Here is a 14664-nt window from a genome sequence, read left to right as displayed (position 1 = left end):
GAGCGTATCCGCACCGGAACTGTCTGTGATGCGGAATCTGCATAGGCCATGCCCGGCATGCTTCGGACCCAGCTCCACGTCCCTGAGGTGCAGTTGTCTGTTCGTCGGCAGCTTTGCCCCAGCCGCTAAGGAGAAGCGCTGATGAACCTCCTCTCGAACACTGTGAGAGGCGCTGTCGCGCGGCGGCCCGACTTGGGTGTCCAGATCCATCAGCACTCGGAGCCGGCGACCATCTGCCTGCCCTACCTGCCGGAGTCGGTGGGGGCGTCTCGGCGGCTGGTGCGGGCGAAGCTCCAGGAATGGGATCTGGACGAGCTGGTGGACGATGCCACCCTGATCGTCAGCGAGTTGGCGACCAACGCCATCAGGACCGGCTGCCAGACCCGCATGGTCGTCGCGATCCGGCGCCCCTCCTCCCGGGTCGTCCGCATCCTCGTCGGTGACGGCTCCCGCGCGATGCCCGTGATGATCCGGGCCGGGGACGGTGCCACCTCGGGGCGTGGCCTCTCCATGGTTCACCAACTCACCCGTGGGCGTTGGGGCGTCACGCCCCTCGCACTCGGGAAGATCGTCCACGCCGACCTTCCGACCCCGCGGTGAAGCCCGTCCCACCAGAAGATCCCGAGGACGCATCACCCACCCCCGATCCCGTCCACATCTGGACCGCCTACGGGGTGTCCGCAGCTGCCGCGTTGCACGTGGTCACCGCCGCTCTCGTCCTGATCCACCGCGCCCACTGAACAGTTAGGGACGGCAACACGAAGTGAGTTCCTTGTATCGACCGGAGCACGCCGCATCGCGCAGCCTGCTCCGGGCCGTCGAGGCAGCGCTCGACGGCCCGGTCCCCCGCGAATGGGTGGAGGCGCTCACGGCGGTGCCGCGTCATCACTTCCTCCCCGAACGCATCTGGCTGGAGAACGGGCTCGGCGGCTACGAGCCGTGTGACCTCTCCGCCGACCATCAACGCTGGTTCGCGGAGGCGTACTTCGACGTCCCGATCGTCACCCAGGTGAACGACGGGGAGCAGCCGGGTGAGGATGTCTGGCCGTCGTCCTCGGCCTCCGCGCCCTCGATCGTCGTCCGGATGCTGCGCGACCTCGATGTGCAGCCCGGCATGAAGGTGCTGGAGATCGGCACCGGCACCGGCTGGAACGCCGCCCTGCTGGCCCACCGGCTCGGGCCCGGCCGGGTCGCCTCGGTAGAGGTTAACGAGAACGTCGCCCGGCAGGCGTGGGCGAACCTGAACGCGGCCGGCCTGAGCGTCGAACTGCTCTGCGGCGACGGCTCGCTGGGCTGGCCCCACCAAGCGCCGTACGACCGCGTCGTCTCGACCTGCGCCGTCCGGCGAGTCCCCTGGGCCTGGATCGAGCAGACCGAGCCCGGCGGGGTCATCCTCACGCCCTGGGACAGCCCGATGATCCCCTGGGGCCTGCTCAGGCTGACCGTCGCGGAGGATCACGCCGAAGGGCGGTTCAGCCCCCACTCCGCGTCCGTACTCATGCGCAACCAGTGCCGCGACCTGCGCATCTTCCGGGACATCGTCCGGGACGACCACCGCACCGACGAGAGCACCAGCACCTTCTCCCCGCACAAGGTCACCGGCAACAGCCGGGAGGCCCGCTTCGCCCTCGGCCTCCTCGTCCCCGACATCTGGACGGCCTGGGACTCCGACACCGACCGCCTCTGGGACGAGGTCGAGACCGCCTACGGCTGGTGGCAGGACCAGGGCAGCCCCGGCCCCGAACGCTTCGGCCTCACCGTCACCGAGTACACCCACCATGCCTGGCTCGACAGCCCCGACAACACACTGTGAACCAGAGCCTCGGCAAAACGCGGTGCACAGGAAGTCGGCCCCGCCGACTTCCTGTGCAGAGGTCACCGCCCCGCGCCCACCGCCCCGCTCCGATTCCAGTTCGTCCTCGCTCGATGATCAAGGTTCGGAGGGAATCCCCTACGATCACGGTCAACATCTTGCTGATCAACGGGGGAGCACCACCATGCGCAAATTCCTGGCCAAGTTCGCCGCAGTCGCCGCGACGCCTCTGCTCGCCGCCACGCTCGGCACCGGCACCGCTCACGCCGATACCCGCTCGGTCTGGGGTGAGGTCCGGTTCGCCAACGGGTACTGCCTCGACGTCTCCGGCGGCAGCTTCGACACCGGTGCCACGGTCCAGATCTGGGGCTGCAACGGCACCGAGGCTCAGCAGTTCTCGCTGTACCCGGCTGACGCGACCCACTTCGAGATCCACGCGTCCGGGAGCAACAACGGGCACGTCCTGTGCGTGAACAACTGGGAGGGGGGCGACACCACGGGCAACCACATGCGCCTCTACCCCTGCACCCAGGGCTCGGCGAACGACACCTGGTTCAACTGGGTCTACAAGGGCAACGGCAGGCAGATCCAGCCGAAGGTCGCCTCCGCCAACTGCCTCAACTCCTGGGGCGGCCTCTACCAGGGCGCCCAGGTCCGCCTGTTCGGCTGCTACGACAGTGCCGAGGAGAACGTCGTCTCCGCCCCGATCTTCCCGTCCTGATCTTCCTGTCCTGACTCCCGCCCTGGTTCCCGCGCGCACGACGGCCCCGCACCCCCGACACCTGGGGTGCGGGGCCTCGCCGTTGTCAGCGGACCTGGCCCCCTCCCCGCGCGGGTCCCTGTGGCCATCGCCTGCCGGATGCGGGCGGCGTGGTGGTGGACGGCGGCAGGAGAGAGGCCGGTGGGCGGGGGCGGTGTCGGGGTGCTGCGGCAGGGGCGGCAGAGGCCGCCGAGGAGGGCGGGTTGGCGGCAGGGGGCTCGGCAGGCGGTGCACTCGGTGATGCGGACAGCCGACACCGGGCGTTCCGGCGGCAGCTTGTCGACCAGGCGGCGGCGGGTGAAGGCCGCCGGGCTGTGGATCTCCGGCGGGAGTCCGGAGGCGAGGGCGGCCGTGAAGAGGGCCGGGGTGGTGCCCCGGGCGAACCATTCGGCGGCGAGCGGTTCGAGGGCGGTGCAGTCGGCGGCGGAGAGGGAGAGCCGGGCGTCGGCGAGGCCGAGGTCGGCGAGGGCCGCGTAGGCGGGGGTCTGGGCCGGCGCCTGGGCCGGAGTGGCCGGTCGCTCTTTCGGGGGATCGGGATCGGCGGGTGTTGACGCCTCGCCGGTGGCGATGAAGCGGTCCCACCAGGCATCGCTGCGCGGGGTCCGGGAGAAGTAGGTGCGGTGCACCCACCGGCAGTCCTTGGAGTCGATGCGCTCCCGGATGCGACGCAGGTGACCTGCGGCGGAGAGCCTGTTGAGCGCCGTACGGACGGCCATCTGCCCGAAGAGGGGCTGGTACGCGGCGAGGGTTTTGACGTCCATCGCCGCGCCGTCAGGGAGCCGGTCGATGAGCGAGGCGAGGTACGCCTCGCGGGCGGGGAGATGGGAGAAGTCAGTGGCGCCGCGAGGGAACTGGTCCGGAGCGGAGCGCTTTCCGTATCCGGAGGCGGCCATGGCGGTAGAGTCGTGGATAGCCACAGATCGAGTCCCATCGATCGAAGCGGTCAGACCCCCGTCCGGTGCTGGTAACACCGACGGGGGTTGTTTCGTTGGTGCGCACGCTACACGGCGCGACCAGTGGTAGTGAAGTCGTGACGATAAGTCATATCGACTGCGCACAGGGGTGGTTGGTAGGTGGTTACCCACCCGTTCAACTAAGGGATCACTCGACCCACGCCGCTTGAGCTTCGGCCACTTTCGGTTCGCGGCGAGCTGACGCCATTGCGGCGTGATCAGCAGTTTTCCGCCCTACGATCATGGTTGTTTTCAGTTCATACGGCGATCGTTCGGATGGGTGATGTTGAGATGACCGCAGAGGCACTGGCGATCCTGCAGGCGGCCGGAGCCGACAGGATCGAGCATCCCGGCGGAACGCTGCTGGCGCACCTTCAGCGAGTCAGCGACCTTCTCGCCTCGTGGGGCGCTCGCCCGGCGCTGGTGTCGGCTGGGCTGTGTCACGCGTTCTACGGGACCGACGGGTTCCCGGTCGCGCTGCTGGACCTGGAACGCCGCGCGGAACTGGTCGAGGCGATCGGCGTCGAGGCCGAAGCACTCGTCTACTTCTACGCCTCCTGCGACCGCGAGTCCTCCTACCGCGAACTGGCCGACAACCACGGCACATTCGTCGATCGGTTCACCGGCGCACCGATGAACCCGAGCCTCGAAGCACGTCGGGACTTCGCTGAAATCACCGCCGCCAACGAGCTGGACATCGCCGCAATCAGCCCAGAGGTCCGCGCCCGCTACGGCGCCGACCTGCTTGACCTTTTCACCCGCTGGAGGCCCCTGCTGTCCGAGCCCGCCTGGGCACACTGCCGCAGCGTGCTGGACCAGCCGATCCACGGGAACTGACCGTTCCCCCAAGGAAGCAGTCAAGCGCACCCCCGCCGACACTGGCGGGATCAGGGGTTGTCGGGGGTGGGGCGGGGGCCGAGCAGCAGCAGGGCGGCGATGGCGGCTACGGCGCAGGCAGCGGCGCCGGCGGTGTAGGCGAGGTGGGTGCCGTCCATGAAGAGGGTGCCGACCCTGGGGAGGACGAGCGGCCGTAGCTCGGCGGGGAGTTTGGCGGCGTCGGAGAGGTCGCCGGCTGCCAACTTGTCGACGGCGGAGGGCGGCAGCGGCAGCCCGGCCAGGGCGGTGCTCGCGGAGGTGGCGAGGTGGTGGGAGACGATGGTGCCGCAGGCGGCGACCCCGAACACCGAGCCGACCTGGCGGGCGGTGTAGCCGACGCCCGACCCCGTACCGGCACGTTCCTCGGGGACGGCCCGTAGGAGGGCGGCGGTGACGGGCGGTCCGGCGAGGCCGGCGCCGAGGCCGAGGAGGAGGAACTGCCACCAGTAGGCGTCGAAGCCGTCCCGGTACTCGAGCAGGCGCAGGCCGAGCAGGCCGCCGCCCATGGAGAGGGCTCCGGCCAGGGCCGTGATGCGGACGCCGATGCGTTCGGCGACGACGACGCCGACGATGGAGGCGATCGTCACCATGGCGGTCATGACGACCGTCCGCACGCCCGCCTGGACGGGGCTGAGGCCGTCGACCTCCTGGAGGGTGAGCATCAGCAGGAACACCGCGCCGAACATGGCCCCGAACACGGTGAAGTTGATGACCGCCCCGGCGCCCACGTGCGGGTGGCGGAAGAAGTCGAGGGGCAGCATGGGGTGTTGGTGACGCGCCTCCCAGACCCCGAAGAGGATCAGGAGCGCTGCGGCGGCCGCGAAGCAGCCGACGATCCGCGCCGAGCCCCAGCCCGCCGAGTTGCCCTCGATGAGCGCGTACGTCAGCAGCCCGACGCCCGCGACGAACAGCAGCTGCCCGAGCAGGTCGACGGCCTGCCCCCGGTCGGGCCGGGTGGCCGGCAGCAGCCGGGCGAGGACGGCGACGGCGAGGACGCCGACGGGCAGGTTGACCCAGAAGACGCTCTGCCAGCCGTACGCCTCGACGAGCGCGCCGCCGACCAACGGGCCTGCGGTGAGGGCGAGTCCGGCGACGGCGGACTGGATGCCGACCATCCGGCCGCGAGCCTTCGGGTCGGGGTAGAGCTGGGTGATGATCACCATGGAGACGGGCATCAGCGCGGCCCCGGTGACGCCCTGGGCGGCGCGGGCGGCGAGCAGCATGCCGACCGAGCCGCTGAGCGCGCACCACACCGAGGTGAGGACGAACCCCGCCAGCGCGCCGACGAACAGCTTCTTGGCGCCGACCCGGTCGGCGAGCGCGCCCGCACCGAGCAGCAGGCAGGAGAAGGTGAGGAGGTAGGAGTCGACGACCCACTGCAGCCCGCTGACGTCGGCGCCGAGGTCGTCCCGCAGGTCGGGCAGCGCGACGTTGACCACCGTCGTGTCGAGGAAGACCAGGAACAGCCCGCTGAACAGGGCGATCAGCAGCAGCGGACTCACACGCCCCTGCGCGGACCTCTCAGACATGCTCCTTCGCCCGCTTCCGGTACTCGGTGACGTCGTGGGCGCTGAACACCTCGGCCTTGCCGCTGCGCCGCAGTTCGCGCAGCCGGGCGACGTTCGGTGTCCGGTCGGGAACGGTCTCGACCTTCTGCTGGAAGGCTCGCAGCCCCGGGGTGCACCAGGGCCGGTCGGCCGTCTCGCCGTGGAACATGTACGCGTCCCCGGCGTGCAGCAGCCAGCGGTCTCCGGTGTCGACGGCGACGCCGATGTGGCCGCGGGTGTGGCCGGCGAGCGGGACGAGCAGGATCTCGGGCGGCAGGCCGGGGATGTCCCGTACCGCCTCGAAGCCGAACCACCGTTCCCCGTCGGTGAGTTCGTGCAGCACCCAGTTGGGGCGGTGGGCCCACTGGCTCTGCCGGTAGCGGTTGCGTTCGAGCTTGGTGGGCGGGTTCATGGCGGCCCGGTGTTCGGGGCCGAAGGCATGCACCTGGGCCTCGGGGAAGTCGGCGAGGCCGCCGGTGTGGTCGCGGTCGAGGTGGGTGAGCACGATGTGCCGTACGTCGCGCGGGTCGTACCCGAGCGCCTTGACCTGGTGCAGGGCGGTCTCCTCGGCGCGCAGGACCGGGCGGGAGCGCAGGAGGAAGGCGCGGCCGAGGCGGCCGACGGGGTCGGCTATGTCACGGGTGCCGAAGCCGCTGTCGATCATCACCAGGCCCTGGTCGGTCTCCAGCAGCAGGCAGTGGCAGAGCATGTGCGCGGCCTGGAAGTAGCCACCCTCGCCGTTCACCAGCCGGCGCGAAGGCGGCCGGTAGGTGCCGAAGTTGAGGTGCCGGACGAGCATCTGTCACTTTCCTTTCGCTGAAACGACTCGCTGAACGACTCGCTGAGACAGCTCGCTGAAACGACGTCAGTACGGTTGCTTCCCCGCCTGGTTGGCGAGCACGCGCAGGTATCCGCGGATCAGGGTTCCGGCCGGTCCGTCGACGGGCAGCCAGGGAGCGCGGTCGCGGTGCCAGGGTCGTGGGGTCGGCGCGTCGCCGGTGAGGGCGGCGGCGAGGTGGGCGCCGGTGGCGGTGGCCAGGGCGAGTCCGTGGCCGCAGCAGCCGCCGGCGAACCAGGTGCTCTCGTCGGTGCGGCCGACGACGGGCAGGGCGTCCCCGGTGTAGCCGACGCGTCCGGTCCAGCGGTGGGTGACGCGGGCCTGGACGGGCAGTCGGCGGGCGAGCCAGTCCCAGGCGCGCCGGTGGGAGGCGGGCCTGCTGGTGGGCGGGATGCGGACGGGGCCGCCGCCCATGACGAGCCGGCCGTCGGGGGTGAGCCGGTGGTAGGGCGCCAGCGTGGTGGCGTCGATGACGGCCTCGCGCCCCAGAGCGGCGCGGTCGGCGGCGGAGAGCGGTTCGGTGGCGACGGCGTGCAGTTGCAGCGCGGCGACGGTGCCGACGGGCAGGCGCAGGGTGCGGGCCCAGCCGTTGACGGCGAGCACGGTGCGCCGGGCCCGTACGGTGCCGCCGGGGCACTCCAGCAGGCCCCCGCCGGCGCGCAGCACGGGGCTGCGGTCGTGGCGGCGCACGCCGCGCCGGGCGAGGTCGGCGGCGAGGGCGGTGGTGAGCGCGGCCGGGTCGAGGGTGGCGGCGACGGGGTAGCGCAGGGCGGCGCGGTAGCCGTCGGGGCGGGGCAGGGCCCGGACGTCGAGGTCGAGGCGGCGGTAGGCGTCGGCGCGGCGGGCGAGGTCGGCGGCGGCGCGGTCGGTGCGGGCGACGACGAGCTGTCCGGCGACGTCGAGGCCGCAGTCGACGCCGGGTTCGGCCTCCAGCTCGCGGGCCAGGGCGACGGTCTGGCGCACCCAGTCCTCGCTGGCGAGGTGGCAGGCGCGGGCGGTGTCGTCGCCGAAGCGCTGGCGGGCGCGGTCGATGGGCGGGCCGATGCGGGGGCCGACGAGGCCCGTGCCGCGTCCGCTGGCGCCTCCGGCGGGGGCGGTCGCGTCGAGGACGACGATGTCGAGCGACGGGTCGCGGCGCAGCAGGTGGTGGGCGGTGGCCAGGCCCGTCAGTCCGGCGCCGACGATCGCCACGTCCGCCCGGACCTGCCCGCGTACGGGCGGCGCCGGCGGCAGGTCGAGGGGCCGCCAGGGCGGGGCCGTCACCGGTTCCCCGACCAGTTCCCCGGCGCTCACCGACTCCTCAGCGCCCACCCGATCCGCCCTACGCACCGAACCCGCCCTACGCACCGAACCCGCCCTCCGTACCGGCCAGCGCCCGGAAGCGCCGGTCGACCCAGAGCAGCGGCGAGGGCCCGTCGTCCGGGGAGTCGCCGGCCCGCACCGAGACCACCCGCCCCACCACCACGCTGTGGTCCCCGTACACCCGCTCCTCCACGAGCGTGCACACCGCCCGCCCGAGGGTCCCGTCCAGGACGGGCACCCCCAGCTCCCAGCCGAACACCACCCGCGCGAACTTGCCGCTGCCCCCGGGCCCGGCGAAGGTCGTGGCGAGCGCCTCCTGGCCGCTGCGCAGCAGGTGGACGGCGAAGGTCCGGCGGGTGCGGAGCGCGGCGAGCGTCCCGGACCCGCCGGACAGGCAGGCCAGCAGCATCGGCGGCCGCAGCGACACGGTGGTGACGGCGGAGGCGGTGAGGCCGAGCGGTTCGCCGTCCGGCCCGCAGGTGGTGACCACGGTGACCGGCCCGGCGAGGCGCCGGTAGAGGTCGAGGCAGTCCTGCGGGTCGGGTTCGGCGGTGCCGGTGCGGGCGAGCGTCAGCTTCACGGGCGCGCGGCTCCGGCGGTCTCGTCGGCGACGATCTCCTGGGCGTCGCCGAGGAGGCCCTCGAGGATCTTGAGGATGTTGGTGCGCAGGGCGCTCTCGGCGACGGGGTCGAGGATCGCGGCGAGGGTGGGGATGCCGAGGTCGAAGTCGGCGATGAAGCGCACCAGGGTGCCCTCGCCGTCGGGCTCGATGCGCCAGTCGCCGCCGAACTCGGCGAAGTCGCCCTTGACCTGCTCGAAGGAGATGGCGAGGTCCTCGGGGTGGAAGGTGTCCCGCTCGGACCACTTGAGCAGGCCGTTGCGGAAGTGGACGGTCCACTCGGAGAGCACCGTGCCGTCGGCCTCGGGCTCGTGGACCTCGACGCTCTGGACGGTCTCGGTGAGCTCCGGGTAGCGGGCGAAGTCGCTGATCCGGCGGTACGCCTCGGCGGGCGCCACGGCCGGGGCGAGCACGTGGATGGTCACGTTGGGCATGGGGTGGTTCCTTCCGGAAGAAGAGGGCTCAGGCCCGCTCGGCGACGGCGGTCAGCGCCTCGCCGAGGACGGTCAGGAACAGCTGGACCTCGTCCTCGGTGAGGGTGGCGGGCGGGGTGAAGCGCAGGACCTCGGAGGCGTTCAGCGAGTGGTTGAGCAGCACTCCGCGGTCCATCAGTTCCAACAGCAGCTCACCGACGAAGCGCTGTTCGGCGGGCTGGAGGGCGATCAGCAGGCCCCGTCCGCGCACCTCGGCGATCAGCCAGGGCGCCCGGTCGGCGACGGTGCGCCGGATGCCGTCGAGGAGCCGTTCGCCGAGGGCGGCGGCGCGCTCGACGACGTTCTCGTCGCGGATGGTCTCGACGGCCGCGAGGGCCGCCGCGCAGGCGAGCGGGGAGGCCCCGAAGGTGGAGGTGTGCAGGATCGGGTCCCGGCCGAAGGGCTGGTAGACCTCGGGACGGGCGAGCATGGCGGCGGCCGGCACGACCCCGCCGGACAGGCCCTTGCCGACGAGCATGATGTCGGGGACGATGCCCTCGGCCTCGCAGCCCCACCAGGTGCCGAGCCGGCCAAGGCCCGTCTGGATCTCGTCGACGATCAGCAGCGCGCCGAACTCCTGGCAGGCGTCCGCGACTTCGCGCAGGTAGCCGGGCGGCGGGATGCGCACCCCGCCCTCGCCCTGCACCGGTTCGAGGATGACGCAGCCGCGCCCGGGCCGGGCGGCGAGCGCCCGGCGCAGGGTGACGGCGTCGCCGTACGGCACCTGGCTGGTGTCGGGCAGCAGTGGCTTGAACGGCTGCTGGTACTGCCGGTTGGCGGTGACGCTCAGCGCGCCGAGGGTCTTGCCGTGGTAGCCGCGCTCGGTGGTGATCAGCGCGGTGCGCCCGTGCGCCCGTGCGAGCTTGATGCCCGCCTCGGTGGCCTCGGCGCCGGAGTTGACGAAGTGCACGCAGTCCAGGTCGCCGGGGCTGACGGAGGCCAGCGCCTCGGCGGCGGCGGCCGTCACCGGCTCCAGGAAGACCCGGGTGGCCAGCGGGTGGCGGTCGATCTGCCGCTTGACGGCCTCGACGACCCGGGGGTGGCGGTGGCCGAGGATGAACACCCCGTACCCGCCGAAGTCCAGGTAGCGCTTGCCGTCCGCGGCGGTGACCCAGGCGCCCTCGGAGTGGGTCTCGACGACGGCGCCGAGCATCCGCGCCAGGGACGCCTTGCCGTGGCCGAAGTGCCGCTCGTACCGCCGGCCGATCAGCTCGGCGTCGACCTCGGCCCGGGGTACGACGTCGGCCCCGGCGTCGGCCTCGACCCCGGGAACGACCTCGGCCCCGGCGTCGACGTCCGTACTCACGCCGCCTCCCGGGCCGTCATCTTCTCGCGCACCCAGTAGTCCGAGCACTTGCCGAAGGCGTCCTTGAGCTTGGCGTGGGTGACGTCCTCGGCCATGCCCAGGTCCCCGAAGGAGGAGTCCATCTTCGCGGAGACCTGGAAGAGCATCATCAGCTCGGCGAAGACCCGGAAGTTGTGGCGCACCGAGCGCGGCAGGGTGTCCTCCAGCAGCGGCAGAAGCAGCCGGTCGAGGGCCTCGGTGGGCATCAGCCGCGGCGCGTGCGCGGGCGGGTAGCCGGCCCGCTCGGCGGCCAGCATGGCCTGCTCCACGCACTCGAAGAGGGTGAGCGACTGCCGGCCGGCGGTGAGCCAGAACTCGCCGGTGGTGGTGCCGCGCCGGATCAGATTGCCGACGGCGCGGGCCGCGACGTCCGAGGGCACGGTGTCGATCGGCGCGTCCGGGCCGGCCGGCAGCACCGGGATGATGCCCATGGCCACCCCGCCGATGACCCTGTGCAGGCCCTGGAAGGCGGCGATGTAGCCGGTGCGGGAGTGCCCGCAGACCACCGAGGGGCGCACGATCACGGCGGGCACGCCGCTGTCGCGCACCAGCTGTTCGGCGGCGGCCTTGGAGTCCACGTACGCGGCCGGGCCGATCTCCTTGTGCTCCTCGCCCTGCGGGCGGGCCACGAAGGCGGTGGAGACGAAGGTGAACGGCACCTCCGCCCGCCGGACCAGGCCGAGCATGTTCTCGGTACCGGTGACGTTGGCGGCGAACAGCTCGTCCCGGGTGGCCTTCCAGCCGGTGTGGGCGGCGGAGTGCAACACCCCGTCGATCCGGCCGGCCAGCTGCCGCAGGCCGTCCGGCCCGAGGCCGAGGTGCTCGTCGGCCAGGGTGCCCGGCAGTTCCTCGATCCGCGGGTCGTCGACGGGGGTGCGGTGCCGCAGGCACACCAGGTGGTGGTCGTCGGCGAGTTCGTCGATGAAGGCGCGGCCCAGCACACCGGTTGCACCGGTGAGCAGCAGCGTCGGCTTGCTCACGTTCTTCTCTCCCTAGACGATCTGGACCAGCCGGATGAGCCGGACGAACTGGATGATCTGAACGAACTGGACGATCTAGACGATGGCCAGCGCGCGGCCGGCGAGGTGGTCGGCGAGCGGTTCGGCCATCCGGCCGCGTGCCGGCGGGTGCAGGCCGAGCCCGTTGACGGCGGCGGCCAGGTAGGCGACGTCGTCGGAGCTCATGAAGTTGAGGCCGCCGAGGAGTTCGACGGCGCGCGGCACGACCCGGGCGATGGCGTCCTGGGCGGCGTAGCGCACGTGCAGGGAGTCGACCAGCAGGTCGGGCTCGCAGCGCTCGGCGCCGGTCTGGCGGGCGACGTTCTCCACACCGGCCATTGCCGCCTCCAGCTCGGTGACCAGCCGCATCCGGTCCCCGACGGGGACCTTGGGGCTGGCGAGCAGCCGCTCCACCAGGGCGCTCGCCGCGCCCAGGTAGCTGGCGGTCATCAGCAGTTCGAACCAGACGAAGCCGGTGGTCTGGATGTCGTCCAGCAGCTCGCCCTCGGGCACGTCGGTGCGCACCACCAGGTCCTCGGGGACGAGCACGTCGGTGACGGTGACCTGGTCGCTCTCGGCGCCGGCCAGCGCGAAGCTGCCCCAGAACGGGCTCACGCTCAGGCCCGGGTCGCCGGCCGGGACCAGCACCACGGCGAGCTGCTCGCCGGTGCCGTCGGTGCGGGGCACCATGACGCTGGCGGTCAGCAGGTCCATCGAACGGGCCAGGCTGCAGGGGCGCTTGGCACCGCTGACCCGCAGGCCCTGCTCGGTGACCTCGGCGGTCATGCTGGGCCGCAGGATGCTGCCGCCGGGCTGGCCCTCGGCGAAGCCGGAGGCGAGCAGCAACCTGCCGTCGACGATGCCGGTCAGCAGCATCCACTCGAAGCCGTTGCCGGTCCGGCTGAGCACCACCAGGCTGGCCAGCGAGAAGTGGTGCATGGTGGTGGCCACGGCCAGCGAGGGCGAGCGGGAGCCGATGGCCCGCTGGACCCGGACGGCGCTGAGCGCGTCGGCGCCCTTGCCGCCGTGCTCGGCGGGGATCAGCAGTCCGGCGCCGCCGGCCTCCCGGAACAGCTTGACGCCCGGGTTGCCCTGGGCCTCCAGCGCGCCGAGCGGCAGCGCGGCCAACTCGGCGTCCAGACCTGGCAGCAGCGCTTCCAGGGCGGCCCGTTCCCGGTCCAGGAATCCCATCTGTCCAACCCTTCGGTGCGGTTCGTTGCTGGTGGAGGAGCCGACTCAGATCGCGTTGGTCAGCCGCATCAGGGCGAGGATCGCGCCCAGGCTCGCCCCGCCGTCGAAGGCGAGGTACTCGGGCAGCACGGCGTGCGGGTCCCACTTCTCCTTGTAGGCGACCTGCGTCGCGGAGGGGTACACCTTCTCCCCGTGCTCGGCCAGGAAGCGGACGACCTTGCCGACCATCGGGCTCGCCGAGGCCACCTCGTGCTCCCCGTCCAGCCCGGTGAACGGGGTGAAGCCGAGGTGCAGCCAGGCGGCGCCGTCCTCGCAGAAGGTCTGCACGGCCTGGGCGTTGATCGCCTCCATGACCCCGGGCGGGGCCTCGCGGCGGCGCCGGGTGAGGTCGTGCAGCCAGCCGGGCCGGGTGCCGTAGACCGGCGAGTAGGAGATGTAGCCGATCACCTCGCCCTCGATCCGCCCGACGAACAGCCGCCGCAGCGGGGCGGCCTCGCCGGTGCGCTCGCCGATGAGGAAGGCCAGCTCCTTGGCGAAGCGGCCCTTGCCGCGCAGCCAGTCCCGGTCGAGTTCGGTGAGTTCGGCGTCGACCTCGAGCGGGTCGGCCTCGGTGACGACCAGTCCGCTGCGCCTGGCGCGGGAGATCTTGTTGCGCAGCCGGACGAACTTGGAGCCGCGCAGGGTGAACCGCTCCAGGTCGATCGCGTAGGAGGCGCCGATCTGGTTCACCGTGAAGCCCTGACGGGCGTACAGTTCGGCGTCATCGCGCTGGAGTTGGACGGCCATCAGCTTGCGCCGGGTGCTGCGGGCGTGTGCCTGGAAGGCGGCGAGCAGTGGCGCGCGGTCCTCCGCTGCGGCGAAGGGGCCGCCGAACTGGACGAGCCGGCGACCGGCCGTCCGGTAGGCAATGACCCCGTCGAGGCCCTCCTCGCGGAAGTACTCGGTGCGGGTGTTGAGGGCCAGGAAGGCGCTCGGGTTGTCGGCGTGCCGCTCCAGGGCGGTGCGGACGTCCTCAAGCCGAGGCGGGGCTGACGGCATCGGCGGCGTTCCTTTCGGCAGCGGCAGCGGCAGCGGCGACGGCGGGGCTGGGCGAGGCGGCCGAGGCGTACGCGCCCTCGAAGTCGGCGAAGGCCGGGTGCCGGATCGGCTCGAAGGAAGTGCCCAGCGGCTTCAGCGAGTTGCCGAACAGGCCCCGGTCGCCGAAGAGGTGGACGGGCAGTGCGAGCAGCGCCCACTCGGGTTCGACCAGCCAGGCCCACAGACCGGCCAGGACCATCGAGGTCAGCAGGCTGTGCATGACGTTGTAGGCGACGTAGTAGCCCTTGGCGATGTCGCCGCCGCCCGCCCGCCGGTAGGCGATCGCGCCGGGAACGTATCCGACGAGATCGATCACCAGGAACAGGGCGATGAAGACCGGCCAGCGGATGTCACCCAGGTGCGTCAGGGTGAGGAATACCGCGATGCCGAGCCCCGCCAGCCATTCCAGGCGGGTCCAGAGGAACGTTTTCTTCGTTTCGAAACGATTCAGTGCATCCATTTCAACCCCACCTCGGTGCCCGTCCGGGCGATGTACCGGGAAAAGTCTGCGTCAAGTACGCGCTTCCGGCGGGGGTCGGCGCCCCCCTATCGCTCCCCTGTCTTTGCGGCCCTCGCGTCCCGATGGAGTAGGGGTGGGTGCGGGCGTCGGAGTGCTTTTCCATCCCCGTCAACCGGAATGCCACGCTCCCGCCGACCGGTCGACACCTCGCCATCCGGAAGGCGCCCTCGCACCGTTCGGGGGGCGCCCGAACACCGTTCGACGGGTGTCCGAAAATCACCGAGAGTCGCCGACCGGCCGTTCGGACGGACCCCCGGCGGCCGACACGCCCGCCCGCCCGCCACCCCGAGCGCGACCGAATCGTGACCTTCTACTACTCCGTGCAAGTGCGAATTCCCTTAAGTAGGGGGGC

General features: G+C 71.9%; 15 protein-coding genes. 4 read left to right on the top strand and 11 right to left on the bottom strand.

Annotated elements, in window-relative coordinates:
- Positions 1-192 precede the first annotated feature (192 nt).
- The 3 genes from IH61_RS0118575 to IH61_RS0118565 all read left to right on the top strand — a co-directional run bounded on the left by IH61_RS0118575 (position 193) and on the right by IH61_RS0118565 (position 2534).
- Positions 193-600: an ATP-binding protein gene (locus IH61_RS0118575; protein WP_063763227.1), complete on the top strand. Its 408-nt coding sequence runs from the start codon at positions 193-195 to the stop codon at positions 598-600.
- 163 nt (positions 601-763) lie between these two features.
- Entirely contained in the window at positions 764-1813 is a 1050-nt protein-coding gene (locus IH61_RS0118570; RefSeq protein ID WP_051837367.1) for a methyltransferase domain-containing protein, read from the top strand.
- A gap of 184 nt (positions 1814-1997) precedes the next feature.
- The gene (locus IH61_RS0118565; protein WP_031071109.1) at positions 1998-2534 is read left to right on the top strand and encodes an RICIN domain-containing protein; all 537 of its coding nucleotides are present in this window, start codon (positions 1998-2000) and stop codon (positions 2532-2534) included.
- Here IH61_RS0118565 and IH61_RS0118560 read toward each other — a convergent pair.
- Positions 2483-3466: a hypothetical protein gene (locus tag IH61_RS0118560; RefSeq protein ID WP_063763224.1), complete on the bottom strand. Its 984-nt coding sequence runs from the start codon at positions 3464-3466 to the stop codon at positions 2483-2485. The two genes, IH61_RS0118565 and IH61_RS0118560, sit on opposite strands and share 52 nt — an antisense overlap.
- Positions 3467-3817: 351 nt before the next feature.
- Between IH61_RS0118560 and IH61_RS0118555 the strand changes: the two genes are divergently transcribed.
- The gene (locus IH61_RS0118555) at positions 3818-4363 is read left to right on the top strand and encodes a DUF6817 domain-containing protein (protein WP_031071105.1); all 546 of its coding nucleotides are present in this window, start codon (positions 3818-3820) and stop codon (positions 4361-4363) included.
- Between the two features lie 50 nt (positions 4364-4413).
- On the opposite strand, the gene IH61_RS0118550 is transcribed toward IH61_RS0118555, so the two are convergent.
- The 10 genes from IH61_RS0118550 to IH61_RS0118505 all read right to left on the bottom strand — a co-directional run bounded on the left by IH61_RS0118550 (position 4414) and on the right by IH61_RS0118505 (position 14252).
- Entirely contained in the window at positions 4414-5931 is a 1518-nt protein-coding gene (locus tag IH61_RS0118550) for a DHA2 family efflux MFS transporter permease subunit (protein ID WP_078911211.1), read from the bottom strand.
- Entirely contained in the window at positions 5924-6748 is an 825-nt protein-coding gene (locus IH61_RS0118545) for an MBL fold metallo-hydrolase (RefSeq protein ID WP_031071102.1), read from the bottom strand. The genes IH61_RS0118550 and IH61_RS0118545 overlap by 8 nt, the downstream gene beginning before the upstream one ends.
- Before the next feature lie 66 nt (positions 6749-6814).
- Positions 6815-8080 carry an NAD(P)/FAD-dependent oxidoreductase gene (locus IH61_RS0118540; protein ID WP_234327238.1) on the bottom strand — a complete coding sequence of 422 codons (1266 nt, stop codon included), beginning with the start codon at positions 8078-8080 and terminating at the stop codon, positions 6815-6817.
- A 46-nt stretch (positions 8081-8126) separates the two neighbouring features.
- Entirely contained in the window at positions 8127-8669 is a 543-nt protein-coding gene (locus IH61_RS0118535) for a flavin reductase family protein (RefSeq protein ID WP_031071098.1), read from the bottom strand.
- On the bottom strand, positions 8666-9142 hold the full coding sequence (locus IH61_RS0118530; protein WP_031071097.1) for a type II toxin-antitoxin system RatA family toxin: 477 nt from the start codon (positions 9140-9142) through the stop codon (positions 8666-8668). Before IH61_RS0118530 ends, IH61_RS0118535 begins: the two co-directional genes overlap by 4 nt.
- Before the next feature lie 28 nt (positions 9143-9170).
- A complete protein-coding gene (locus tag IH61_RS0118525) occupies positions 9171-10487 on the bottom strand; it encodes an aspartate aminotransferase family protein (RefSeq protein WP_234327237.1) in 1317 nt (438 codons plus the stop codon).
- Positions 10484-11506, bottom strand: coding sequence for an SDR family oxidoreductase (locus IH61_RS0118520; protein ID WP_051837363.1), 1023 nt, complete (start codon positions 11504-11506; stop codon positions 10484-10486). Before IH61_RS0118520 ends, IH61_RS0118525 begins: the two co-directional genes overlap by 4 nt.
- Positions 11507-11581: 75 nt before the next feature.
- Positions 11582-12715 carry an acyl-CoA dehydrogenase family protein gene (locus tag IH61_RS0118515; RefSeq protein ID WP_031071091.1) on the bottom strand — a complete coding sequence of 378 codons (1134 nt, stop codon included), beginning with the start codon at positions 12713-12715 and terminating at the stop codon, positions 11582-11584.
- A 45-nt stretch (positions 12716-12760) separates the two neighbouring features.
- Positions 12761-13753, bottom strand: coding sequence for a bifunctional lysylphosphatidylglycerol flippase/synthetase MprF (locus IH61_RS0118510; protein ID WP_031071089.1), 993 nt, complete (start codon positions 13751-13753; stop codon positions 12761-12763).
- On the bottom strand, positions 13728-14252 hold the full coding sequence (locus tag IH61_RS0118505) for a membrane protein (RefSeq protein ID WP_031071086.1): 525 nt from the start codon (positions 14250-14252) through the stop codon (positions 13728-13730). The genes IH61_RS0118510 and IH61_RS0118505 overlap by 26 nt, the downstream gene beginning before the upstream one ends.
- Between the last annotated feature and the right edge of the window lie 412 nt (positions 14253-14664).

It is taken from the genome of Streptomyces sp. NRRL WC-3742 (assembly GCF_000720635.1).
Taxonomy (GTDB): domain Bacteria; phylum Actinomycetota; class Actinomycetes; order Streptomycetales; family Streptomycetaceae; genus Kitasatospora.
The sequence above is the reverse complement of the archived record's forward strand: the minus strand, read 5'-3'. Positions and strand labels throughout refer to the sequence as shown.